This window comes from Burkholderia perseverans (genome assembly GCF_022870505.1).
Taxonomy (GTDB): Bacteria; Pseudomonadota; Gammaproteobacteria; order Burkholderiales; family Burkholderiaceae; genus Burkholderia; species Burkholderia plantarii.
This window is the reverse complement of the sequence record NZ_CP045093.1, coordinates 1,045,399-1,069,763: the sequence shown is the minus strand read 5'-3', so window position 1 is coordinate 1,069,763 and position 24,365 is coordinate 1,045,399. Positions and strand designations below refer to the sequence as shown.

At 69.5% G+C, this 24,365-nt stretch carries 19 protein-coding genes; 4 read left to right on the top strand and 15 right to left on the bottom strand.

The genetic code is table 11. The annotated features are described in order from the left end of the window. Positions 1 to 53: 53 nt before the first annotated feature. Positions 54 to 197 carry a hypothetical protein gene (locus BpN12_RS04455; RefSeq protein ID WP_246794096.1) on the bottom strand — a complete coding sequence of 48 codons (144 nt, stop codon included), beginning with the start codon at positions 195 to 197 and terminating at the stop codon, positions 54 to 56. A 214-nt stretch (positions 198 to 411) separates the two neighbouring features. Between BpN12_RS04455 and BpN12_RS04450 the strand changes: the two genes are divergently transcribed. Further along, positions 412 to 801, top strand: coding sequence for a hypothetical protein (locus tag BpN12_RS04450; protein ID WP_246794095.1), 390 nt, complete (start codon positions 412 to 414; stop codon positions 799 to 801). A 41-nt stretch (positions 802 to 842) separates the two neighbouring features. Here the strand turns inward: BpN12_RS04450 and BpN12_RS04445 are convergent, their stop codons facing one another. The 10 genes from BpN12_RS04445 to BpN12_RS04400 form a co-directional block, all read right to left on the bottom strand. Beyond that, positions 843 to 1,259 (bottom strand): SMI1/KNR4 family protein, encoded by a 417-nt coding sequence (locus BpN12_RS04445; RefSeq protein WP_246794094.1) that lies wholly within the window; start codon positions 1,257 to 1,259, stop codon positions 843 to 845. A gap of 26 nt (positions 1,260 to 1,285) precedes the next feature. Next, the gene (locus BpN12_RS04440) at positions 1,286 to 1,885 is read right to left on the bottom strand and encodes an HNH/ENDO VII family nuclease (protein ID WP_246794093.1); all 600 of its coding nucleotides are present in this window, start codon (positions 1,883 to 1,885) and stop codon (positions 1,286 to 1,288) included. Continuing rightward, positions 1,875 to 5,153: an ATP-binding protein gene (locus tag BpN12_RS04435; RefSeq protein WP_246794092.1), complete on the bottom strand. Its 3,279-nt coding sequence runs from the start codon at positions 5,151 to 5,153 to the stop codon at positions 1,875 to 1,877. Before BpN12_RS04435 ends, BpN12_RS04440 begins: the two co-directional genes overlap by 11 nt. 4 nt (positions 5,154 to 5,157) lie before the next feature. Then, a complete protein-coding gene (locus BpN12_RS04430) occupies positions 5,158 to 6,099 on the bottom strand; it encodes a hypothetical protein (RefSeq protein ID WP_246794091.1) in 942 nt (313 codons plus the stop codon). Positions 6,100 to 6,111: 12 nt separating this feature from the next. After that, positions 6,112 to 8,361 (bottom strand): dynamin family protein, encoded by a 2,250-nt coding sequence (locus BpN12_RS04425; protein WP_246794090.1) that lies wholly within the window; start codon positions 8,359 to 8,361, stop codon positions 6,112 to 6,114. Continuing rightward, on the bottom strand, positions 8,362 to 9,357 hold the full coding sequence (locus tag BpN12_RS04420; RefSeq protein WP_246794089.1) for a dynamin family protein: 996 nt from the start codon (positions 9,355 to 9,357) through the stop codon (positions 8,362 to 8,364). 675 nt (positions 9,358 to 10,032) lie between these two features. Continuing rightward, positions 10,033 to 11,085: a FecCD family ABC transporter permease gene (locus tag BpN12_RS04415; RefSeq protein ID WP_425306285.1), complete on the bottom strand. Its 1,053-nt coding sequence runs from the start codon at positions 11,083 to 11,085 to the stop codon at positions 10,033 to 10,035. Next, positions 11,086 to 12,045 carry an ABC transporter substrate-binding protein gene (locus BpN12_RS04410; RefSeq protein WP_246794622.1) on the bottom strand — a complete coding sequence of 320 codons (960 nt, stop codon included), beginning with the start codon at positions 12,043 to 12,045 and terminating at the stop codon, positions 11,086 to 11,088. A gap of 55 nt (positions 12,046 to 12,100) precedes the next feature. Then, positions 12,101 to 12,886, bottom strand: a complete 786-nt coding sequence (locus tag BpN12_RS04405) for an ABC transporter ATP-binding protein (protein WP_246794088.1) — start codon at positions 12,884 to 12,886, stop codon at positions 12,101 to 12,103. A gap of 16 nt (positions 12,887 to 12,902) precedes the next feature. Beyond that, positions 12,903 to 15,170, bottom strand: coding sequence for a TonB-dependent receptor (locus tag BpN12_RS04400; RefSeq protein WP_246794087.1), 2,268 nt, complete (start codon positions 15,168 to 15,170; stop codon positions 12,903 to 12,905). Between the two features lie 876 nt (positions 15,171 to 16,046). Here BpN12_RS04400 and BpN12_RS04395 point away from each other — a divergent pair. Further along, positions 16,047 to 18,128 carry a putative bifunctional diguanylate cyclase/phosphodiesterase gene (locus BpN12_RS04395; RefSeq protein ID WP_246794086.1) on the top strand — a complete coding sequence of 694 codons (2,082 nt, stop codon included), beginning with the start codon at positions 16,047 to 16,049 and terminating at the stop codon, positions 18,126 to 18,128. Positions 18,129 to 18,175: 47 nt separating this feature from the next. Here BpN12_RS04395 and BpN12_RS04390 read toward each other — a convergent pair whose 3' ends face one another. From BpN12_RS04390 to BpN12_RS04380, 3 genes are all read right to left on the bottom strand, one after another. After that, positions 18,176 to 18,595, bottom strand: coding sequence for a VOC family protein (locus tag BpN12_RS04390; protein WP_246794085.1), 420 nt, complete (start codon positions 18,593 to 18,595; stop codon positions 18,176 to 18,178). A gap of 218 nt (positions 18,596 to 18,813) precedes the next feature. Then, positions 18,814 to 19,746, bottom strand: coding sequence for a carbon-nitrogen hydrolase family protein (locus BpN12_RS04385; RefSeq protein ID WP_246794084.1), 933 nt, complete (start codon positions 19,744 to 19,746; stop codon positions 18,814 to 18,816). 56 nt (positions 19,747 to 19,802) lie between these two features. After that, positions 19,803 to 21,116 (bottom strand): MFS transporter, encoded by a 1,314-nt coding sequence (locus BpN12_RS04380; protein ID WP_246794083.1) that lies wholly within the window; start codon positions 21,114 to 21,116, stop codon positions 19,803 to 19,805. A gap of 97 nt (positions 21,117 to 21,213) precedes the next feature. Between BpN12_RS04380 and BpN12_RS04375 the strand changes: the two genes are divergently transcribed. Together BpN12_RS04375 and BpN12_RS04370 are read left to right on the top strand one after the other, a co-directional pair. Next, positions 21,214 to 22,233: a LysR family transcriptional regulator gene (locus BpN12_RS04375; RefSeq protein ID WP_246794082.1), complete on the top strand. Its 1,020-nt coding sequence runs from the start codon at positions 21,214 to 21,216 to the stop codon at positions 22,231 to 22,233. 58 nt (positions 22,234 to 22,291) lie between these two features. Further along, a complete protein-coding gene (locus BpN12_RS04370; RefSeq protein WP_246794081.1) occupies positions 22,292 to 23,047 on the top strand; it encodes a TrmB family transcriptional regulator in 756 nt (251 codons plus the stop codon). A 95-nt stretch (positions 23,048 to 23,142) separates the two neighbouring features. Here the strand turns inward: BpN12_RS04370 and BpN12_RS04365 are convergent, their stop codons facing one another. Next, positions 23,143 to 24,354, bottom strand: coding sequence for an MFS transporter (locus tag BpN12_RS04365; RefSeq protein ID WP_425306284.1), 1,212 nt, complete (start codon positions 24,352 to 24,354; stop codon positions 23,143 to 23,145). Positions 24,355 to 24,365 lie beyond the last annotated feature (11 nt).

The following is a 24,365-nucleotide window of genomic DNA, read 5'->3' as shown; positions in this document are numbered from 1 at the left end:
CTGCCGTTGCTATCGGCAGGCCCCGAAGCATTCTTGAGGACGCGCGTCGCGCCTCAGCTCGCGCGCGCGGCGGCGCGTACCGCGTCGCGCTTCACCTTCTCGACGTAGAGGCGCAGCGCGACGTTCGTCAGGACGCCGACCGCGAAGGTCAGCGCAAAGGCGGCGAGGTGTTCGAGCGGCGAGTTGTTGTTCATCATGGTGGTCGGTCCTTGGCAGGGTTGGCGCGACGGTCGCATCGGACTTCGCGCATCGCAGGTTCGACGCCACTATGCGGCGTGCTTGGGACAAACCGTGTCGCGAAGCTACGCCACCGCGTTTCGTCCCGCCGGTTCGCCACGTCGCCCGGCCCGGGCGCGTTTTGTCCCAAGCGGCCGACACCATACCGGTATCGCCACCGCCCACTCGCCAGCCATGCCGACCGTCGCCCTGCCTCACCGCCATCCCGAACACATGACGATCCGGGAACTCGCCCGGCTGCGTCTGCTGAACGATCGCCTCGCCGAAACCGAACACCGGCTGCGCGAGCGCATCGCGGCCTGCACGCGCGCCCCGGCCGACGTCGTCGTCAAGGTCGAAGCCTATGACGACCACTCGGGCCGGCTGCTCGCGTTCGAGACACACGACGCCGGCCACCGCGAGAGCGCGCCGCTCGCGCCGCCGCTCGCGGACATGCAAGGCTGCGCGCTCTTCACCGACCTGCACCGCCACCTGAACTTCGACTGGGACGCGCTGCTCGACGTCGATCGCGTGCATGCCGAGATCTCGGTCGCGCCACATCGCGACGCCCGCGCCCGGGACTGAGCGAGGCGCGACAGCACCCGCTCAAGCCACCTCACACGCCCTCAGGCCGCCTCGTCGCCGAACACCTGCTCGACGAGGAACGGCTCCAGGTGCCCGGCGAGCGTCTCGACCACGCCGCCGTTCGGCGTGGCCCAGTGCAGCACGGCTTGCGCCGCGTTGTCGTAGAGCCAGTAATGGCCGTCGCCGATCTCCAGCAGCGGCACCGCCCGCGCCGGATAGGCCGGATCGCGGCTCAGGTCGCGCCAGGCGTTCACCACGTTCAGGTAATAGTCGTCGGGCACGCCGAGGCCGTAGACCTCGCTCGCCTCGTGGACGATCACGCCGAACGTCGACAGATAGGCGCGGTATTCGTCCGACAGCGCGAAGCCGAGCTGCCGTTCGGCCTGCTCGATCGCGGCGGCGTCGGCGGGGCGCGTCTGCGCGCCGGTGCGTTCGACGAGTTGCTCAAGTTTCTGCATCACATCTCTCCTGGTCCGGCCTGATCTCAGGCCTGGCTCTTGATCTGTTCGGCTCGCGCCTTCCAGTGATCCCTGCGTTCCTTGCCGAAGTCGTCCCTGTCGATTTCCGACTCCTTCAGCTTGTTGTGCAGCACGTTGTCGTTGCCTTCGCCACGGTGTTCGCCGCGCGTCAGTTCGGCGAGCGGCGAATCCTGCCGTTGCCCGATATGATGCAGCTCGATCGGCTGACCATGCCGGTCGAGCGGCGCGAGCCCCTTCTCCATGCGCTGGAGGTTGGTGCTGCCGAACAAGTCCTGCTGATCGTAGTCGATGTCGGTGCGAAGCAGCGCATCCTTGCCGCTCACCTGCCCCGGCTCCAGATTCGCCTCGAGGTACAGGTTCGCCTCGGCATCGCTGCCGATCGCCTCGATCACGCTGTCCGGGTAGTCCTTCTGCTTCATTTCACCGAGCGTCGCGTCGCTGACGGGCGGCAGCTCGTGGCGGCTTTCCTGCGTCACGAACAGCGGCTTGTCGAGTTCCTCGAGATTGCCGGACAGGTGCCGCCATTTCTCCGTGGTCTCGGCGGTCAGCAGTTCCAGCGGCGTGCGCAGTTCCGCGCCCGCGCCGCCAAACGATTCAAGATTCAAGGCGAGCCTCCTGTTGTGCGTGGGTGCGCCATGCCGCGTAGACGTCGCGGTGGCTTTCCTTCTGAACGCTGTAGTCCTTCATCAGGCAATGCTGCGTCGACAGCGCGAGATCGGCCTGCAGGCCGCCCGCGTGCGTGTCGATCAGGCGCGCGAGCCGCTCGCCAAGCATCGCGAAATCGGTGACTTCGCGCGCCGTGTCCAGCACCTGGCGGCGGCAGCCGAACAGGTCCACGACGAGCGCGGCGAGTTGCCCGAACGCCTCCTGCCGCCGCAGCGCGAGCGGCGTGCCGGCGCGCGCCTGCGCGAGCGCCTGATAAAGCGGGATCTTGCAGCGCGCGAGCAGCGGCAGGCGCGCGAGCCCGGCCTCGATCAGCGCGAGGTCGGCGGCCACCGGCGTGCGCACGCGCCCGGCCAGCAGCAGCTTGAGCACCTCGCGGTTGAACGCCGGTGCCGTCACCGCCGCCTCGCCCTCGCCGCGATACCGGTACGGCGTCTCGTGGCCGGCGAAGCGCGTCACCTGGCACTGCACCGGTTCGAGCCAGTCGTTCTGGTAGACGATCGCCACGCCGCGCGGCAGCCGCGCGATCTCGTCGAGCTGCTCGTCGCGCAGTGCGATCGACTTGCCGATCAGGCGCCGGTCGGTTTCCTCCGGCAGGCGCAGGATGATCTTGGTGTTGGTGTTGCGGATCGCGGCGATGTCCACGGCATGCGGCGACTGGTCGACGATGATGAAGCCCTCGCCGTAGGTCCGCATCTCGGCGATGCCGTTCACCAGCATCTCCACCGACTTGCCGACCAGATTGCCGCCTTCGGCGCCCTCGCCCGAGGCGCGCCGCAGGATGTTGTGCGCTTCCTCCAGCACGGTGACGTGGCGCAGCGGATGGTTCATGCCGCCGCCGGCCATGCGGTGCTCGTTCAGGCGCATCACCAGCACGCCCATGATCAGCGCCTTGGTCTCCGCCGAGCCGATCCGGCTCAGGTCGACGATCACGTTGCTGTCGAACAGCACCGCGCTGTCGATCTCGTCGGCGGAGAACAGATGCCCGTTCAGGCCGTTGGTCAGCGAGCGGATCCGCGTGGCGAGCGAGCCGAGATAGTTGCCCTTCAGCTCCTGCGACCAGGCCGAATCGGCCAGCACCTGTTCGAGCGCTTCGAGCAGGTCGGCGAAGGTCGGGAACAATGAATGATGATGGCGGTTGGTGGACGCCGACAGATCCCAGCCGCACTGCGTATAGGCGTGCAGGATCGCGTCCTTCAGCACCGCCGGCATAGCCGCGTACATCGGCCAGCAGACGTTGAAGATCTCCACCAGACGGTCGACGTGTTCGAGTACGTGGATCGCTTCGGGGAAGCGGAACGGATTGATCCGCAGCAGCGCCGAGTGGACCGGATGCGTGCCCAGCACGGTCACGTCGTCTGCCTGGCCGAACACGTGCTTGTACTCGCCCTTGGCAGGCTCGATGACGAGGAACGGCACGCGCGCGGCGCGCAGCTGATCGAGGATCGCATAGAGCGTGTTGCTCTTGCCGGCGCCCGTCGAGCCGCTGACGAACACATGGCTGGACAGCTGGTCGAGGTTCAGTTCGATGGTCTGCGACAGGTTTTCCCACAGATGGCGCACGTTGCCGAGCGTCAGCGTGCGGCCCGGCGCGGCCTTGTCGATGGTGCCGTCCAGGCGCTGCACGCGGCGCCCGAAGGTCTGCGTCTCGACCACCGCCACCGTCGAGGTGGAGCGGCGCGGCAGGCCGAGCTGGATCGCCATTTCCTTGCCGGACACCAGCGTGGCCGGCGTGAGGTGCGCCACCGGAATGCGTTGAGCGAAATCCGGATGCAGGCGCGGATGGCTCAGCGCGCTCAGCCAGTCCACCACCGCCTGCTTGCGGCCGGTGCGCCAGGTGGTCAGCGCGAAATCCTCGTGGCTCGACTTGCTGCCGCGAATCAGGCCGAGGAACACGCTGGCGAGCGACTCGGAGCTGGCCACGCTGTCGCCGATGAAGTAGGCGGCCGAGTTCCAGCCGCCGTAGGTCTTCGCCTCGTCGATGCGCGCGAGATGGTGATCGATGCGCGCGATCAGCTGGCCGATGGTCTTGTCGGTCGATTCGATCGCGATCTGGCGGCTCGCGCCGACGGTGCGATTCTGCGAACGCGTATCGGTGACACTGCTGGTGTCGGTGCGCGAGCGCGTCTGCGAGACTGATTCGCCGGTGCTGACGGTATGACTCTCGTTGCGGCTCTCGGACACCGAGTGGCTGGTGCCTTCGCTGTGCTGCTCGTTGAACAGCGCGGCCACCGAGCTGCCGATCTGCGCGCCGATCATCGCGCCGGCCGGGCCGCCCGCAAGCGCGCCGACGCCACCCAGCACGGGGCCGAGGAACGACGCCAGCTTGCCCTTGGTGCTCTGCGTGCTGGTGCCCGTCGAGCTGCCGCGCGAGTCGCTCGTCGAAGTGCCGGTGGTGTCGGCGGTGCTGCGCGTCTCGGTCAGCGCGAGGCTTTCGCCGAGCGACTCGCTCAGGCCCTGGCTGATGCTGAAGCCCACGCTGTCGCTGTCCTGCTGGCCGAACGTGACGTGCTGCTTGAGCAGCGGCGAGAGCTGCGTGGCCACCTGCTCGTAGCCGGAGCGGATCAGGTCGAGGTTGCCCGAGGTCAGCGGCTCAGCCAGGATCAGCGCCTGGTAGACGCGGTTCTCGGCCGCGTCGATGAAGCGTTCGAGCCCCTGCATGAAGTGCTCGCGGTTGTCGGTGGACAGCGCCGGCACGCCGGTCACGGCCGTCACGCTCGCCGTGCTGCTCTCGCCTTCGGCCTGCATGCCGTCGAGCAGCGCATCCACCTGGCGCGCGCCGAGCGGCAGCAGCGAGCTGCCGGCGAAGTGGCCGCGAAACGTCTCGCGCAGCAACTCGCCGGCGTTCTGCCCGAGCATCCGCCCCGGCGCGCCGCGCGTGCCGATGAACAGCTCGGTTTCGCTGCCGTTCGAGCGCAGGAACAGGAACACCGCGTAGCCGGCCGCGCCGAGTGCCGTGTAGGACGCCGTGGTGCTTTCCAGCACCGACTGCTTGTTGCTCTGCACGAGCCGCTCGACGCGGAAGATCCGCACGTCGCTCGCGCGGTTCAGCGCCACGCCGCTCTGCGCGAACGCCTCGACGCGGTATTGCGGCAGCTCGGACAGGTAGCTGCGGTTGATCAGGATCCGCGCGGCGTCGAGCGACTGCAGCGCATGGCCGCGGATCTCCTCGGCTTCGCGCACGGAAGGTGCCAGGGTTCGGGAATTCATGCGCTTATTTCACGAGAGTCAGCAGGATCAACGCGGCGGCCAGCGCGCCGCCCACCAGCAGGGCCAGCTTGAACAGCGAAGGGCTGCTGCGGCCCGATTCCGGCGGCACGCCGGCGCGCGGCGCGCGTGGCGCCTGCGCCGGCACACCCGCGGCCGTGCGCTCGCGCGTGCCGGACCCGGCCGGCTTGCCGCCCTCGTGGACCTGCCCCACCGCGTTGTCGGTCGGCACGAAGCCGGCCACGCCGCGCTCGCGCAGGTCGATACGCACGTCCACCAGATGCGCGTAGCGCTCGGCCGAAAAGTTCGTTTTCAGGTAGACGGTCTGCGCATCGTAGTAGTCGGCCGTCCAGTGGCTGCGATCGGCATCGAGCGCATTCGCGAACTCCTTCTCCTCATACGGCACGCACACGCCCTCGACACGCGCGCGGACCCAGTCGAGCACAGCGAGCAGATGCGCGCGGCTCAGGCGGTTGTCGTTCAGCTCGAAGCGCAGCGCCGCGCGGATGGTGCGCAGATCGCCGCTCTCCACGAACTTGCGCAGGTTCTCGGACGGCTGGTAGGTGGACGCGTCGTTCGCGGCGGCGGGATTGCGGGGATGGGAGTTCATGTCGGCCTTGGGAGGGGCGGCGGGGCGAACCGCGGCAAAGCCCCGGACGCCCTGCGTCCGGAGATGATCGCGAACCTCGATCAGATGCAGCAGCCGTTCGATCGAGAAATTGCGTTCGGCAAAAAACTTCTGGCGATCGAAATAGGCGCCGCTCCAGCGCAGGCGCTCGGTCTCGACCGGCTCGCAGGTCTCGTCCTCGTGATACGCCTGCAGCATCTCGACCTTGGCGCGCAGGCCCTCCACCAGCGCGCGCAGCGCGCCGGCGTCGAGCGCCGCGTCCTGGAAGGCCGCAAGCACTTCCTTGCGGGCCGCGGCAATCAGCTTGTCATCGTTCGTCATGGCGGGCTCCGGTCAGACGGCGAGCGTCTCGTCGAGCCGCGTCTTGAAGCCGGCGATGGTGGCCTGCAGCGCGCGCGCCTCGGCAACCGCTGCCTCGCGCGTCTCGCGCTCGGCGAGCTTTTCCTGCAGCTCGGCCAGCATGGTCTTGAAGCGCGCGTCGAACTCCAGCCCGACGAAGTCGACGAACTGGTTCGTCAGCTTGCTCTTCATCGCGTCGATCTCACCCCTGGCCCGCTCCACCAGTTCATCGAACGCCGCGTCGACGATCGTCTGGCGTTCACCCCAGAAGTCCTCGAGCTTGACCTGCTTCTCCCAGCGCACCACGTCCACGTATTTTTTCTTGCCCCACGAGAACGGGTTGTACCAGCGACTGTCGCTGACCTCCTCGGTGCCGACCACCACGCGGCGCTCGCGGATCTCATCGCCGCGGATCGCCAGATCGACCGACATGTCCACCGCCTGCTTGAGGAAGCTGTCGAACACCGGCAGGTTCAGCGCGCCGCAGTCGGCGAACAGCGCCGTGATGCGGCTCTGGTATTCCTCCTGCAGCCTGCGCGAGATCCAGCCCTGGCAATGCTCGAACTCGTTTTCATAGGCGTTGATCAGCGCGTTGAACTCGGCGCGCAAGCTCTTCTCGGCCAGCTCGATCTTCGATTCGGCGGTCGCGACGGTCACCTCGCCTCTCAAGATCTCGGCCATCTCGCGCAACATGGTGCGCGGGCGATTTTCCTGCGCCTGCAGCTTCTTCTCGATCTCGGCCGGCATGCGCAGCCCCTCGCGGATCATCCGCTCGCGGAACTCGTTGACCTCGAAGCCCTTTTCCTGGTTCGCCTTGAGCACCACGATCTGCTGCTCGATCGTGCGCAGCATGGTCTCGTCGAGATCGAGCTGGCGGTTGACCTCGGCCTCGTTCAGCCCGCTCACGATCGCATGCATCATCGCGTCGTAGGCGCGCTTCACGCGGTGCGGGAAGTTGTACTTGTCGATGTACTCGTCGATCACCGACTCCACGGCCGGCAGCCCGCTCCTGAGCATCAACGGCGAGAGCTGCTTCTGCTCCAGGTTGCGGCGCACGCGCGAGGTGATCGGCATGTACTGCAACAGGTCCATCGACGGCTCTTCCTCGAAGATCTCCGCCTTCTCCTTGAAGAAGTTGCGGTCCACGCGCGTCTGCTGGTCGGCCGGCATGCGCATCACGCGCGTCAGGTTGGCCGACACCGGGTAGATCAGCGGCGCCGCGATGCCGTTCTTGTTCAGGTAGTCGGTGACGCGCCTCAGCACGCCGGGGATGTGCTCGCGCTCGGGATCGAACACGTCCATCTTGTTGATCACGAAGATGAAGCGGTCCTTGCTCTGCTTGCCGCCCTTGGCCATCGCCTCGGCCACCAGGCGCAGCAGGTGCCGGTCGTCGTTGATGCCGATCTGCTGGGCGTTGAGCACGTAGAGGATCAGCGGATTGCGCTTCGAATCCTGGATGTAGCTCATCGTGGTGCGCTGATGGTCCTCGTCCTGGCTGTTGTTCGGCCCGGGCGTGTCGGTCAGCTTGAGGCGCACGTCGGCGCGCTCGCGAATCCCCTTGATGTCGCCTTCGATGTCGATGCGATAGGTGTCCGCTTCACCGTTCCAGCGCTGGATGTCGGTCAGCACGGCGTCGTCGACGCGCTCCAGCTCGCGCTCCTGCTTGTCGAGACGCGCGGCGGCGAAGCGCGTGCCGATCGATTCGTTGTCGGTGATGGTCGCGATCGAGGCCGTGGTGGCCTCGTTGCCCGAAGGCAGCAGGTCGCGCCCGAGCATCGCGTTGATCAGCGTCGATTTCCCCGACGACATGGTCGCCACCACGTAGACGTCGAAGTTCTTGTCGAAGGCTTCCTCGAACGAGCGGCTCGCGGCGTCGCGCTCGATGAAGCGCTTGAAATCGACATGCGCCTGCGCGTCCTGCCGGAGCTGGCGGATCGCCGCGAGGCGGCTCTCGCTCGAAGCGGTCTCGTGCCACTTCAGCGTCACCTCGGCGCCGCGCGCGATCGCGGCCTGCGCCGCTTCCTCGATGTCGAGGTAGTCCGATTCCACGCCGGTGAAGACGATCTCGTAGCGCTCGTCGCCGTTGAAGAGCTGCGCGAGTTCGTCGAACAGCTTCTCGACCCAGGTCTGCAGGCGCGATTCCTTGTAGCCGAGCAGCTTGCAGCCCGGCGCGGGTTCCTCGCCGTTCAGGCGGAATTGCGTGTCGACCGTGAACGGATTGTGAATGATATCGATGCGGTTCATTTATTGTCCAAGCAGGCTGCGTCGGTGTTGGATGAGCGCCTCGGCGGTACGAATCCCGCTGCGGGCGACCAGTTGTTCGAGCGCGTGGCGTTCGGCCGAGCGGGCATCGCCCGGCGGCACGGTGGCGTCGCGTTCGTGGCGATCGAGTTCGCCGGAAATGGTGGCGCGGACCGGGTCCGGCACGATCGCGGCCTCGGCCACGTCGCGCTTGCCGACCTCGAACGCGTCCAGCGCGTTTCGCAGGCGCCCGCGCTGCACGCGGGTGAGCGCATGGCCGTTCAGCGCCTTGCGCGCGTAGAGCGCCGCGTCGGCCACGGTGGGAATCACGATCGCGTCGTCGAAGCCGGCGCCGGCCAGATAGCGGCGCGCGTTGCCGACGTGGGTGGCGAGATCCTCGCCCTTCTCGGCGTCGAGCAGATCGATCTTGTTGAGCAGGAAATACGGCTGGCTCGCGCGCGCCTCGCCGCGCAGCAGGTCGAGGCAGGCGCGATCGTCGGTGGTGCCGAGCTGGCCGGCGTTGAGCACGTAGAACAGCGCGTCATACGGAATCGAGCGCAGCGCCTTGCGCGCCACCTGCGCGTGCCGGTCGTCCTGGCTGTTGTTCGGCCCCGGCGTGTCGTAGAGCACCAGGCCCGACGCGAGGCGCGGCACGCCCTGGAAGCGGCCGGTCAGCGCGATGCGCTCGACGCGGCTGTCGGCGTTCCACTGCCGGAGCAGTTCCGGCGTGGCCTCGCGGCGCGGGGCCAGCACCGTGCCCGAGCCGCGGTAGCAGACGCCCGTGAACGACTTGTGGTCACGGCGATGCTCGACGCGCGTGATGCAGGCGGTGGTGGCCTCGTTGGCCGCGTGCAGCAGTTCCTGCCCGATCAGCGCGTTGATGACCGACGATTTGCCCGCGCTGACCGTGGCCATCACGAGGATCTCGAACGCGTCCCCGGCGGCGGGCGCGCCGGCGCGGCGGTACGTTCTGGTTTCCCGTACAGGTGCTTTCTTCATTGATTTCCACTTGCAAAGAACGGCCGCTCCCCGGCGAGTCCCCGGGCCGGGAGAAACGGCAACAGCGAGGCGCGCGAACCCGGTCGATGCGCGATCGACGGACAACGCGTCCCCATCCGATATCGGCTCCTTTCCATGAATCTTTAACATGGCTTGCAATGTATGCGCCGCTTCGGACATTTCGTGGCGCAATGGATGCGCGATCGAATCGGCCATTCAAAAAAAAGCGAATCGTTCGGGATTTCCAGCCATTCGGACAGGCAAACGATTGCGTCGCCGCCACCGGCCGGCGAACGGAACGCAACGCGAGGTGGGGAACAGAAAAGCCCTGCGTGCAAGGCTCCGGCGTGCAACCGTGAGTGGCCGCATGCCGTTCGCGGGGATCGCGCGCGGGCATGCATGGTCGGTGGCGTGGCAATGCGGTAACGGTTAATGCCGGACCGGTAATCAGGGAAAATGCGTTTGGCTCGCATCTGGAATCGATGTCAATTGATCCCGGATGCGCATTGATCCGGGCAGTGCGCACGACATCATGGCATTACGATGAATGGCCGTGATTCACGCAATTGACGCCCGATAAACCGGTGGAAATTCATCGAATCCGGATCGGTAAAAAAGTGCCTCGCCGGATTGAAGCGAGGGGATCGCACGCGCGGTTCTCGTGCGGCCCCCGCCCTAGCCTCGCCGCACCAGCCCCACCAGCAGCGCCCCGCCGATCAGCGCGGTGATCACGCCGATCGGCAGATCGTCGGGCGCGATCAGCGTGCGCGCGAGCACGTCGGCCCAGACTAGCGCGAGCGCGCCGCCGAGCGCCGCGAGCGGCAGCAGCCGGCCGTGCTCGGCGCCGGACAGGCGCCGGCACACATGCGGCACGACCAGGCCGACGAAGCCGATCGCGCCGCTCACGGCGACGCAGGCGGCCGTCAGCAGCGAGCCGACCACGAACAGCTCGCGGCGCCGCGCCGACACGTCCACGCCGAGCGCCGCCGCGGCCGCGTCGCCGCTCGTCAGCGCGTTCAGCTCGCGGCGCCGGCCGATCAGCAGCAGGCCGCCCGCGACGAGGCAGGCCGCCGGCGCGCCGAGCAGGCTCCAGCGCGCGAGCCCGAGGCCGCCCAGCATCCAGAACAGCACCGACTGGGCCGCGCGCGGATCGCCGAGATAGATCAGCAGGTTCGCGAGCGCCATCAGCGCGAACGAGACGGCCACGCCCGACAGCAGCAGCCGCGATGAATCGAGCCGCCCGGCGCGCGCGCCGAGCGCGATCACGAGCGCGGTGGCGCCGAGCGCGCCGCCGAACGCGAAGCCCGACAGCGTGAGCCAGCCGAACGCGGCGCCGAACCAGACGGTGGCGGCCACCGCGCCGAGCGAGGCGCCCGCGCTGACGCCGAGCAGGTGCGGATCGACCATCCGGTTGCCGGTGGCCGCCTGCAGCGCGACGCCGACCATCGCCAGCGCCGCGCCCACCAGCGCGCCGAGCAGCACGCGCGGCAGGCGGATCAGCCAGACGATCGTATCGAGCCCGGGCGCGACGCCGGCCGCCGCATGGCCGGCCAGATGCGCGGCCAGCACGCGCGCCACGGTGCCCGGCGCGATCGCCACCGGGCCGAGGCCGGTCGCGACGAGCATCGACCCGACCAGCAGCAGCAGGCCGATCACCACGGCACGCCAGGGCCGCACGCGCTGCACGCCGCGCGTCCCCGCGTTCCACTCGCCGTCGGCGCGCCGCATCTATCGCGCCCCGTCCGGCCGCGTCGCGAACGCGTCCGGATGCAGCGCGCGCGCGATGGCCTCGACCGCCTCGGCGTTGCGTACGCCGGGCGTGGCCTCGTCGTAGGGGATCACCACGAAGCGCCGCGCGCGGATCGCGTCGATCGTGGCCAGCGCCGGGTTGCCGGTCAGATAGCGGATCTTCTGCTCGGCCGTCTCGGCGCCGTAATCGACGATCACGATCGCCTGCGGATTGCGCGCCACCACACTCTCCCAGCCCACCGCGGCCCAGCTCTCGGCCAGGTCGTCCATCACGTTGACGCCGCCCGCCGCGCGGATCAGCGCGGTCGGCATCGCGAGCCGGCCGGCCGTAAACGGCTTGTCGCCGCCGCTGTCGTAGACGAAGGTCCGCACCGGCGCGACGCGCGGCCCGAGCGCGCGCGCCACCGCGTCGAGGTGCGTGCGCATCGCGGCGATCCGCTGTTCGGCGCGCGGCGCCACGTCGAAGATCGCGCCGAGGTTGCGCAGGTCGGCGTAGACGTCGTCGAACGACGCGGCCGGGCGCGGCATCACGTGCGAGCACGACTCCGTCAGCTCGTAGGACGCGATGCCGAAGCGCGCCAGCGACTCCGGCGTGACGGGGCCGCCCACGCGCATGCCGTAGTTCCAGCCGGCCACGTAGAGATCGGCGCCGGCCGCCACCAGCGTCTCGAGCGCCGGATACTGGCGCGCCAGCTCGGGCAGCCCGGCCAGTTGCGCGCGCAACGCGGGCGTGGCGGTCTTCCAGCCGCCGATGCCGGTGTAGCCGGCCATCCGCTCGCGCAGGCCGAGCGCGAGCATCATCCCGGTCAGGTTCACGTCGTTGCTGACCGCGTGCGCCGGCGCGCGATCGAACCTGACGCTGCGGTTGCAGCTGTGGATGGTGACCGGGTAATGGCCGGCCGCCAAAGCGGGCATGGGCATGGCCAGGCTCATGATCATCGAAAGTCCGGGCAGGCCGGACAGGATTCGCGGCGGAATGCGTGGCTTCATGCGCTCAGGTGTCCTCATCGACGAGCAGCGTGACGCGCGGATAGCCGCCGACTGGATGCCGGTCGACGATCGCCTCCACGCCATAAACGGATTTCAGCAGCGGCGCGGTCAGCACCTCGTGCGGCGTGCCGCTCGCCACGATCTCGCCGTCGGCCAGCACGAACAGCCGCGCGCAGAACGCGGCGGCGAGATTCAGGTCGTGGATCGTCGCGAGCGTGGTGATGCGCAGGCGCCGGACCAACGCGAGCAACGCGAGCTGATGGCGCGGGTCGAGATGGTTGGTGGGCTCGTCGAGCATCAGCACCTCGGGCCGCTGCACCAGCGCGCGCGCCAGCAGCGCGCGCTGCCGCTCGCCGCCCGAGAGCGTCGCGAACGGCCGCTCGCCGAGCCCGGCGAGGCCGACTTCGGCCAGCGCCCGCGCCACGCGCGCGAGGTCCTCGGCGGTGTCGCCGTCGAGCATCCGCTTGTGCGGCGTATGCCCCATCGCCACCATCTGCTCGACGGTCAGGCCGAACTCGTCGGGCGGGTCCTGCAGCACCACCGCCACGCGCCGCGCGGCAAGCCGCGGCGAGAGCCGCCAGACGTCATCGTCGCCGACACCGATCGTGCCGCCGTGCGGGCGCTCGTAGCGAAACGCGCAGCGCAGCAGGCTGGTCTTGCCGCTGCCGTTCGGCCCGATCAGGCCGACCAGCTCGCCCGGCCGCGCGTCCAGCGTCACGCGCCGCAGCAGCGCGCGGGCGCGGCGCCCGGCGGGGCGCCAGTCGAGTTCGGTGATCTGCAGGCGGCTCATCGCAAGATGTGATGGATCAGAACGTGATGGTGGCGGTCACGCCGCCCGAGCGCGGCGCGCCGAGCAGCCACTCGCCGCCGTCGTTCTGGCTGGTTTCCGCGTAGAGGCGGTTGGTCAGGTTGTGCAGGTACAGCGACAGCGTCAGGTGCTTCGAGGCGCGCCACGAGGCCGACGCATCGACCAGCGTATACGACGGGATCCGCACCGTGTTGGCGGTGTCGCCATAGGTCGAGCCCACGTAGCGCAGCCCGGCGCCCGCGCGCCAGCCCGGCGCGAATGCCCAGTCCACCCACAGGTTCGCGGTCTGCTGCGGAATGTTGATCGGCACGTTGCCGTTGCGCGAGACGCTCACGCCGCCCACCGACTCGTCGAACGCATCGTAGCGCGCGCGCAGCAACGCCGCGTTGGCGTCGATCGACCAGCCGCCGCCGAGCCGCAGCGCGCCGGTCCACTCGACACCGCGCGAGGATTGCCGGCCGACCTGGATGGTCTGGTCCGGATGCTGCGGATCGGTGGTGAGCAGGTTGCGCTTGACGATCTGGTAGAACGCGAGCGTCCACGCACCGCGCCCGCCGGCGAACGCCTGCTTGATGCCCGCCTCCCACTGGTCGCCGGTGGACAGCGTGAACGCGCTGCTCGACTTCGACAGCGTGATCAGCGAGCCGACGCCGTCGGTGCCGGTAGTGGTCTGGCCGTACAGCGAGATGTCGGGCGTCAGCGAGAACACCAGGCCGGTGCGCCAGCTGGTGTGCGCGAAGGTCCTGTCGAACGACGCGGCGCCGGCCGTCGGCGTCGCGAAGGTATCGCGGTGATAGTCGAGGTAGTCGTAGCGCAGGCCCGAGATCCACGACAGCCGGCTGCTCAGCTCGATGCGGTCCTCGGCGAACACGCCGGCCTGGTGCGTATGCGTGCGGAACACCGGCACGGTCGGATCGGGGCTCGAGAACACGCCCGGATCGAAGCCGAACGCGGGTACCACCGACTGGCCGTCGAACGGCGAGTTGCTGGTGTCGACGAAGGTCACGTCGTTGAACTCGGCGCCCACCACGAGCCGGTTCTGGCGGCCCAGCAGATGGCCGTCGAAGGTCGTGTCGAGCCGGTCGCCCACCTGCCGCTCGTGATGCAGGATCTCGATGTAGTCGCTGCGCAGCACGCTGCCGTCGCCCTGCAGCGCGTAGCTTTCCGAGTCGTGCCAGTGGCGGTCGGTCAGCATCGCGTAGAGCTGGTTGCGCACCGTGATGCCGGGCGTCGCGCGCCAGGTCGTGTTCAGGCGCGCCCAGCGGTCGTAATAGGCGATCGACGCGTTGCCGACGTTGTAGTTCTGCCGCGCGAGCGCGGTGTCGAGCACGCCGTCCGCGACCGGCACGCCGAAGTAGGTCATCGGCTTCTGGCGCGCGAAATCGTAGTCGAGCGTGAACGACAGCGACGGGTTCACGTCGAGCTTCAGCGCGCCGCCCACCGAGGTCATATGCGACTCGCCGCGCGGCACCCAGCCGTTCTGGCGGTCGTCGTTCACGTAGAAGCGATACGACAGCATCGGCCCGAGCGCGCCGGTGGTGTCGAGCGCGACGCGCTTCTCGCCATGGCTGCCGGCGCCCACCAGCAGCGTGGTCGAGCGCTCGCGCTGCGGCGCCTTCGGCACCACGTTGATCACGCCGCCCAGCCCGCCCTCGCCGTACAGCACCGAGGCCGGTCCGCGCAGCACCTCGATGCGCTCGACCGACCAGGTGTCGGCCGGGAACGTCACGGTGCCGGCGCCCACCAGCATGCGCGTGCCGTCGTAGAGCGTGGTGACCGACTCGGGGCCGCTGAAGCCGCGCACCGATACCGCCGTGCCGCCGTTGCCGGGCGCCGCGGCGGCCGCGAAGCCGGCCGCGCGCGTGACGGCCTGCGTGACGGTGGTGTCGCCGCGTTCGCGCACGCGCTCGCCGTCGAGCGTCTCGACGCTGGCCGGCGTGTCGAGGCTCGACAGCCCGAGCCGGCTGCCGGTGGCCACCGGCGCGCTCAGGTCGGCGGCGCCGGCCGCGCCGTTTGCACGCGTGGCGCCGACCGCGATGGCCGGCAGCGCGGTGGCCGTGCCGCCCGCGCCCGCTGCCGGCGCGGCGGCCGTGGCGGGCTGTGCGGCGGCGTTGGCGGCGGCGGTGGAATCGGGCGACGCGGCGGCGGCGGCCAGCACGACGCGCGGCGCGCCGAGCAGCGAGGCGACGGCGACCATGCCCGCGCAGGCGCGGCGACGCGTGGGACGCGCGGCGCGCGGGCGAAGGGGGTTCGAGCGGTGTGTCATGTCGTGGGTCGAATGCGTGTGGCGAAAGCGGATGGCGTATCGCGGGCGGCAGCCGTCACGGCCGGCTCGGCCGGCGCAACCGGCGCAACCGGCGCGAGCGGCGACACGGCGGCTCGGACGGCTGGTCGGGCAACGGCCCGGGCCACGCCTCGCGCCAACATCGAATCAACCTCGAGCCGACAGCCGCCCGGCCCGCGGGCAAGGCGCCCGCGCGCGAGCGGCGCCGCCATCGGCAGCGGCCCGCGCGCCGACGCGCCCGGATCAGGCGGAAACGCCGGACCCGGCAGGACGCGAAAACGGCACGATCGAACTCGCAGGACCACAAGCGACGCGCTCGACCCCGGCGCGGCAAGCGCGCAGCGTGATCGAGGCAAGCGAGGCAATTGAGGCAAGGCAGGCGACGGCACGGCGCGCGCACAAGCGGCCGGCGTCCCGGAATCGGACGGAATCAGTCACGCGGAGATCTCCTGGGGTTTCGCGCCCCGTCTGGCGAATGAGGATGCCGAACCCAGGTCTGACTTCCGGCGCGGCCGTCGAACGACGGCGAAACCGGTCACAGTGGCGCGACCGCGCGGGATTTCCACCCGCTTCCGAGCTTGGCGGCGGCAATTCTATCGTGAAAATTGCCGGGAACCGCAACAATTGCCGTCCGGCAATCCGTGACGAGACTGTCGTATCGGCGCCCCACGATGGCCGATCGCGACCCGATTGACACCGCATTGACGCCGGTCGGCGCTATGATGCGAAACCCCCGGGGCCACGCGCCCCGGTCGTCGTTCCCGCCCCGTTTATTTCGAATCGCCCCTCGTGTTTCGTTGCGGATGGGGCGGCCGCGTGCCGCCAACCCGCGCACGCCCCTGCTCCCGATTTTTCGACATGCACGGCTCGTACAATTTCTTCCTGGTGGTGGTGTCGTTCGTGGTGGCGACGCTCGCGTCCTACACCGCGCTCGACCTGACCGGCCGCATCGCGCTGCTCGGCCGTTCGCCGCAGCGCCACACGTGGCTCGCCGGCGGCGCCGTCGCGATGGGCACCGGCATCTGGTCGATGCACTTCATCGCGATGCTCGCGTTCACGCTGCCGATCCCGCTCGGCTACGACCTCGTCGAGACCGGCTACTCGCTCGCGCTCGCCATCGTGGTGTCGTATCTGGCGCTGTTCGTCACCACGCGCCGGCGCGCCAGCTTCGTCCATCTGGCGGCAAGCGGCACGCTGATGGGGCTCGGCGTGGCCGGCATGCACTACACCGGGATGGCGGCGATGCGCATGGCGCCCGGCATCGACTACCGGCCGGGCTGGTTCGCGGCGTCGATCGTGATCGCGATCGGGGCCTCGATGGCGGCGCTCGCGATCGCGCGGCGGCTGCGCAGCGAGAGCCGGCACGCGGTGGTGCGCGCCCGCGCGGGCGCGGCGCTGGTGATGGCCGCCGGCATCAGCGGCATGCACTACGCGGGCATGGCCGCGGCGATGTTCCTGCCGGGCAGCATCTGCGGCGCGGCATCCGGCATCAATTCGGCGTGGCTCGCCACCACCGTCGCGCTGTTCACGTTCGTGATCCTGATCGTCACGCTGCTGCTCTCGCGCATCGACGCGCGCAACAGCCGGCTCGCCCACGCGGTGACCAACCTGAACGGCGAGATCGTGCGGCTCGCCACGCTCGACACGCTGACGGGGCTGCCCAACCGCAGCACGCTGACCAACCGCATCGTCGAGGCGATCGACGACTCGCGGCGCCGCAACACCGGCTTCGCCGTGCTGTTCATGGATCTCGACGGCTTCAAGGCGATCAATGATTCGCTCGGCCACTCGATCGGCGACCAGGTGCTCGTCACGTTCTCGCAGCGGCTGCGCGGCTGCGTGCGTTCGTTCGACACGGTGGCGCGGCTCGGCGGCGACGAGTTCGTGGTGCTGGCCGAGCGGATCGACTCGGCGCCCGAGGCGCGCGTGATCGCCGAGACGGTGCTGGAGCGCACCCGCGACGGCGCCTGGAGCGTGGACGAGCCGCTGCAGGTCACGCCGAGCATCGGCATCGCGCTCTATCCGCGCGACGGCGAGACCGTCGACACGCTGCTCAAGCACGCCGACGCGGCGATGTACGAGGCCAAGCGCGGCGGGCGCGGCACCTACCGCTTCTTCGAAGTGGGCATGAACGACGCCGCGCTGCGCACGCTGCAGATCCAGCAGGCGCTGCACGAGGCGCTCGCCAACGGCTATTTCTCGCTGCACTTCCAGCCCAAGTTCCGCAGCGACACGCGCGCGCTGACCGGCGCCGAGGCGCTGATCCGGCTGCGCCACCCGAAGCTCGGCGCGCTCGCGCCGCTCGACTTCATCCCGATCGCCGAACGCTCGGGGCAGATCGTGGCGATCGGCTACTGGGTGGTGCGCGAAACCTGCCGGCACATTCGCGAATGGATGCAGGCCGGGCTGCCGCCGCTGAAGGTGGCCGTCAACCTCTCCACGCGCCAGCTCGCGCAGCCGGAACTGGCCGCGGCGATGCTCGAGATCGTCCGGCAGGAACAGGTCGCGCCGCAGCAGATCATCTTCGAGATCACCGAGACGATGGCGATGCAGGACGCCGAGCGCACCATCGTCGCGATCCGCGATTTCCAGCAGAGCGGCTTCGAGATCGCGATCGACGATTTCGGCACCGGCTATTCGAGCCTCGCCTACCTGCAGCGCTTCCGCGTCAAGCAGCTGAAGATCGACCGCTTCTTCACGAGCGGGCTCGACCGCCACGGCCAGGAAGGCGCGGCGATCGTCTCGGCGATCATCGCGCTCGCGCATTCGCTCGACATGGACGTGGTGGCCGAGGGCGTGGAAACCGTCACGCAGCGCGACAAGCTGGAGACGCTGCGCTGCGACGAGATGCAGGGCTTCCTGCTCGGCCAGCCGCTCGAGGCCGACGCGTTCGCGCAGCTCGTGCGCGAACGTTCCGGCTCGGACGAGACGCTGGCCTGAGCGCGTCCGGCCGGCGTGCTCAGCCGGCGTTGTTCAGCCGGCGTTGTTCAACCAGCCTTGGCGGCCGTGTCGTAATCGAACTCGAGGCGGATGCCGCCCGGCTCGTAGATCATCGTGTGGCGCTTGGTGCCCTTGCCCAGTTGCTCGGGCGCGAACTCGACGCGCACGCCGGGCCATGCGGCCACGCGCTCGTACAGCGTGTTCAGCGCCGCCTCGCTGGCCACGCGCAGCGCCAGATGATGCAGGCCGATGTTGCGCTTGCGGTCGAACTCCACCACTTCGGGGTCCTTCACCTGCCAGAGCGTGAGCGTGACGTGGCCGTCCGACACGAACGCGGCCGGATATTCGGGCCGCTCGCCGAGCAGCTTCCAGCCCAGACAGGTTTCGAAGAACGCGCGGGTCTCGGACAGGTCGCGCACGGTCAGGCCGAGATGATCGATACCGCAGGTCAATGCGCTCTCTGACATCGCTTGGGTTCCTTTCAAAGTCATGAACAAACGGGGAAAGCCGGCAGGCCAGGACGACAACTATATGACGGCCGCGCCGATCGTGTCGTCCGGCCTCGGTCGATCGGGTCGCGAAGGCGTGACGACGCGAGCGGATGCGACACGAGCCATTTTCCATACCCTCATGACGAAGCCATGGCCGCCCCGAACGCACCGGCGTGCGCCGCTCAATCCGCCGCTCAATCCGCCGATAGCGTGACCGGCGGCATCGGCGCCGTATTGACGCCGAGGTGGAAGATGTCGGGCCTCGAGTAATGGCCGACCACGTCGAAGTCGAGGTTGCTCGCGTGGCCCACCGCCGTGTCGATGTCGGCGTAGAGGATCGTCTCGGTGTCGAACACCGGGCCGGCCAGCACCTTGCCGAGCGGATCGACGATCATGCTGCCGCCGTGCATGATGTAGTCGGCCTCGCCCGCCTCCAGATGGAAGTCGTCGCGGAAGAACGCCGGATACGCGTCGAGGCGGATCGCCTGGCACGCGCTCAGCACGTGGACGCGGCCTTCCAGCGCGATGTGGATCATCGACGGCGCCCAGGTGGCGCGATCGTCGGCGGTCGGCGCGCAGTAGATCTCGGTGCCCTGCGCGAACATCGCCTGACGCAGCGCGGGCATGTAGTTCTCCCAGCAGATCACCGAGCCCACGCGCCCGAGCGGCGTGTCCACCGGCGCGATCGTCGAGCCGTCGCCGAAGCCCCAGATGATGCGTTCCTGGCCGGTCGGCATCAGCTTGCGGTGGTGGCCCGCCACGCCCTTGCCGGGCGAGAGCGTCACCGCCGTGCAGTAGAGCGTGCGGCCCAGCCGCTCGATCACGCCGATCACGACGTGGACGCCGGTCTCGCTCGACACCTCGGCGAGCAGCGCCAGCTCCGGGCCGTCGAGCGTCACGGCGCCGTTGAAGTAGTGCTGGAAGTGGGCGCGCCCGCCGTCGGTGCGCTTGCCGACCAGCGTGCCGAACGAGGCCCCCTTCGGATAACCGCCGAGAAACGCCTCGGGGAACACGGCCAGCGCTGCGCCCTCGCGCGCGGCCTCGCGGATCAGCACGGCGGCCTTCTCGGCGGCCTGCATCGGTTCGAACGGCACGGACGCGGCCTGTACCACGGCAGCTTTGAACATGGCGACTCCAGGAAATGGGTAATGAGCGGTTGAGGTGATGGGACCGGCACGCGGCGTCAGCCGTTCGTGATGTCCCGTTCCTTCGTCTCCGGCAGCGTGAAGAACAGGATGACGAAGCAGATCAGCGAGATGCCCGCCAGATACCAGGCGGGAAGGTTCGGATCGCGGGTCCAGCGGATCAGCGCGGCCGCAATGAACGGGCCGGGGCCGGCCAGCACCGCGAGCGCGAGGTTGTGGCCGATCGCGGCGCTGCTCGAACGGATCGAGGCCGGGAACACTTCCACCAGCAGCACCACGTCCATCACGGCCGTGACCGCCACCAGCGCGGCCAGCACCACGAGGCCGAGCAGGATCAGCAGTTCGTTGCCGGTGTTGAGCAGCAGGAACACCGGATAGGCGAGCAGCGCGAGGCCGAGCGCGGAGGCCAGCACCAGCGGGCGGCGGCCGACGCGATCGCTCAGGCGCCCCACCAGTGGCTGGAACAGCGTGTAGAGCACCAGCGCGAGGCTGCAGAGCCAGAGCGAGGCCGTCTTGGTCAGGCCTACCGTCTGCGTCAGATGGTTGTTCGCGTAGGTGATGAAGTAGTAGAGCGACACGCCGAACAGCGCCGAGAACGCGAAGGTGGTCACCATCGCGCGCATGCGCTCGCCGCGCGGCACCGCCTCGACGCCGCCGCCGGCGCGCTTGCGGCGCACCGCTTCGTAGACCGGCGTGTCGCCGAGCCGGCGGCGGATGTAGAGCGCCACCATCGTCATGAAGATCGAGGCGACGAACGGCAGCCGCCAGCCCCACGCCGCGAGGTCCGCTTCCGACAGCAGCATCGACAGCACCGCGGCGAGGCAGGTGCCGATCAGGAACGCCGCGCCCGCCGTGCCGGTGATCACGCTCGCGGCCAGCGCGCGGCGGTGGCGCGGCGCGCTCTCGACGATGTAGATGCCGGCGCTCGACCACTCGCCGCCCACCATCATCCCCTGCAGGAAGCGCAGCGCCACCAGCAGCGCCGGCGCGGCGAGGCCGAGCGTGGCGTAGCCGGGCAGCAGGCCGATCAGCGTGGTCGACACGCCCATCCCGAACACCGTCACGATCAGCACCGCGCGGCGCCCGAGCCGGTCGCCGATCGGGCCGAGCACGAGCGCGCCGACCGGGCGCGCGAGAAAGCCCACCGCGAACACGGCCAGCGCCGACAGCAGCGAGATGCCGGGCGCCGCCGACGGGAAGAAGGTCCGGCCGATGATGCTGGCGAAGTAGCCGTAGATCGCGAAGTCGAACCATTCCATGAAGTTGCCGATGCCGACCGCGAGCGAGCGCTTGCGCAGGTCGATGCCGGTGGCCGGGGACGCTTCGTCGTGCGTGGCGGTAGCGATGTTCATACGATTGCCCGAGTGAGAGTTGAGGCACGCGCGGTTGCGAAACGTGACGGGCTCAGTGTAAAAATGAGGCCTGAATTTAATCAAACGATTGATAAAAATGACCATCATCAATGTGGCTAATATCAGCCGGATGGACCTGAACCTGCTCGTGGTGTTCCAGTGCGTGATGGGCGAGCGCAGCGTGACGCGCACCGCCGAGATCCTGAATCTCACGCAGGGCGCCGTGAGTTCGTCGTTGAAGCGGCTGCGCGAGCACTTCGACGACGAGCTGTTCGTGCGCGGCGCGGGCGGCATGGTGCCGACGCGGCGCGCGCTCGAACTCGCGCCGAAGGTCACCGAGGCGCTGGCCGCGATCGCGACCATGCTCGACGGCAACACGCAGTTCGCCGCCGAGACCTCGGGGCGCGTGTTCAACATCGCGCTGTCCGACGACATCGAGAGCTGCGTGTCGCCGCTGCTCGTCAACGAGGCGCAGGCGCGCGGGCTGTCGGTGGGCTTCGCGTTCCATCAGTCGAACAGCTCGCTCTGGAAGACGGCGCTGGCCGACCCGGAGATGGATCTCGCGCTCTGCTCCGAGCCGAAGGCGTTCAGCTCGCACTACTCGTCGCAGATCCTGTTCTCGTCGTCGTACTCGTGCCTCTACGACGGCGCGCGGCTCAACCTGAAGAGCCCGATCACGCGCGACGAATACCTCTCGCATCCGCACGTGCGCGTGTCGTATGACGGGCGACGCGGCTTCGTGGACGACCTGCTCGACAACGAAGGGATCCCGCGCAAGGTGTCGGCCTCGTTCACGCATTTCTCGGGCGCGCTCGCGGCGCTCGTCTACAGCGACGCGATCGCGACGCTGCCGAGCTTCGCGGCGCATGCCTACGCGCGCATCGCGCGGCTCACCGTGAGCCCGGTGCCGATCAGCGTGCCGGCGTTTCGCGTGTTCATGATCTGGAAGGCCTCGCGCAACGAGGACGCGCAGAACGCATGGCTGCGCAACTTCATCGTCGGCACCACGCGCGAGCTGCAATACGAAGGCGCGCGCGTGGTGGCCGCGCCGGGCGCGCGCGGCGCCACGCGGGCACGCGGCCGCGCCGGCGGACAGGTCAAGGCGCGGCGCCGGTGACGGCGCTTCCCGACTCGATCCCATCATCGACGCATCAGGCGCCGTTCAGGAGAACCGCATGAATCTGGTGGACATGCTGCGCGCGGCCGGCATCGACGGCCACAAGGCCGACTTCTATCTGGCCTCGCTCGAACTCGGCGAGGCGACCGTGGCCGCGATCGCGCAGAAGGCCGGCATCGGCCGCACCAACGCCTACGAAGTGCTGGACCGCCTGCTCGCCGCGGGGCTCGTGGCCACCGTGCGCAAAGGCGCGCGCAGTCACGTGATCCCGCAGGATCCGATCATGCTGCTGCGGCGCGCCGAGGCGCAGCGGCAAATGGTTCACGAGATGCTGCCGCAGCTGCGCGCGCTGCACAACGCGGCCGGCGGCAAGCCGACGGTGCGCTTCTTCACCGGCCTGGAGGGCATCAAGACCGTGCTGGAGGACATGCTCGACTGCCGCTCGCGCGAGCTGCGCGCGATCATGTCGAACAGCGAGCTGTTCCGCATGCCCGGCTACGAGACCATCGCGAGCGTGGTGGCCAGGCGCGTGAAGTCGGGCGTGTCGCTGCGCATCATCCGCTGCGGGCCGGCCGACGCGCGCGACCTCTGGCGCAGCTCGCGGCGCGAGCGGCGCACGCTGCGCTTCGCGCCCGAATCGTTCGACACCGGCATCACGACCTATCTCTACGACGACACGGTCGCGTTCATCTCGTCGAAGGCGGAGCACTACGCGCTGTCGATCCAGAGCGCCGAAATGACGGCGTTCCAGAGCGGGCTGTTCGAGGTGCTGTGGGAAGCGAGCACGCCTGACGCGGCGCCCGGGGAAGCCTGAGCCGCTTCGCGCGGAGGGCGCATCCGGCGGCGCGAGGAAGCACGCGCGGGCGCGCCGTCATGAAAGCCGGCGCGCGCACCGCTATCGGCTCAGGCTCACGATGCCGCCGAGCCGCCGCGCGCGAGGCGCGCGCCACGGCGGCGACGCAGCGCGATCTGCGCGATCACGAGCGCGAGACCCGCGACGCCGATCAGCGCGCCGGCGCGCGGCACCGCCGCGTAGCCGAAGCCGCCCGCGATCACCGCGCCGCCGGCCACGGCGCCGAGCGCGTTGCCGACGTTGAACGCGCCGATGTTCATCGACGAGGCGAGCCCCGGCGCATCGGCGGCCGCCTGCATCACGCGCGTCTGCAGCGGCGAGACCATCGCGAACACCGCGACGCCCCACACGAACACGGCCAGCGCCGCGCCGCCATGGGTGGTGGCAAGCCACGGAAACGCCAGCATCATCGCGACCAGCAAGCCGAGCGCGGCGGCCAGGCAGCCGTCGAGCGAACGGTCGGCGAGCCGGCCGCCCGCCGCGTTGCCGAGGCAGAAGCCGGCGCCGGTCAGCACCAGCATCGCCGTCACGAAGGCGGGCGAGGCCCCCGCCAGCGTCTCGAGCACGGGCGCGACGTAGGTGTAGAGCGTGAAGGTGGCGGCCGCGCCGAGCACCGTGGTGGCGAGCGCGACCAGCACGGCCGGGCGCGCCAGCACCACCAGCTCGCGGCGCAGGTCGGGCCGCGCCTGCGCGCCGCCGGCCGGCAGCGCCAGCATCGCGACCAGGCCCAGCACGGCGGTGGCGGCGAACGGCGGCCGCCAGCCGGACAGCGCGCCGAGCCACGCCGCGGCCGGCACGCCGAACAAGTTCGCCACCGTCAGCCCCGCGAACACCGTGGCCACGGCGCTCGCGCTGCGCCGCGGCGGCACCAGGCCCGCGGCCACCACCGCGCCGAGGCCGAAGAACGCGCCGTGGGCGAGGCTCGTGACCACCCGCGCGACCAGCAGCGCCTCATAGCCGGGCGCCAGTGCCGACATCAGGTTGCCGAGCGTGAAGATGCCCATCAGCACGATCAGCGCGAGGCGCCGCGGCCAATGCGAGAGCGCGGCCGTGATCAGCGGTGCGCCGGCCATCACGCCGATCGCATACGCGCTCACCAGCAAGCCGGCGGCCGGAATCGTCACGTGCAGGCCGCTCGCGATCACGGGCAGCAGCCCCATCGGGGCGAACTCGGTGGTGCCGATGCCGAACGCGCCGATCGCGAGCGCGAACAGCGACAGGCCGGCGTGCGACGGCACGCCGGAAACATTGGATGATTTCAAGTCCACTCCGGAAGGAA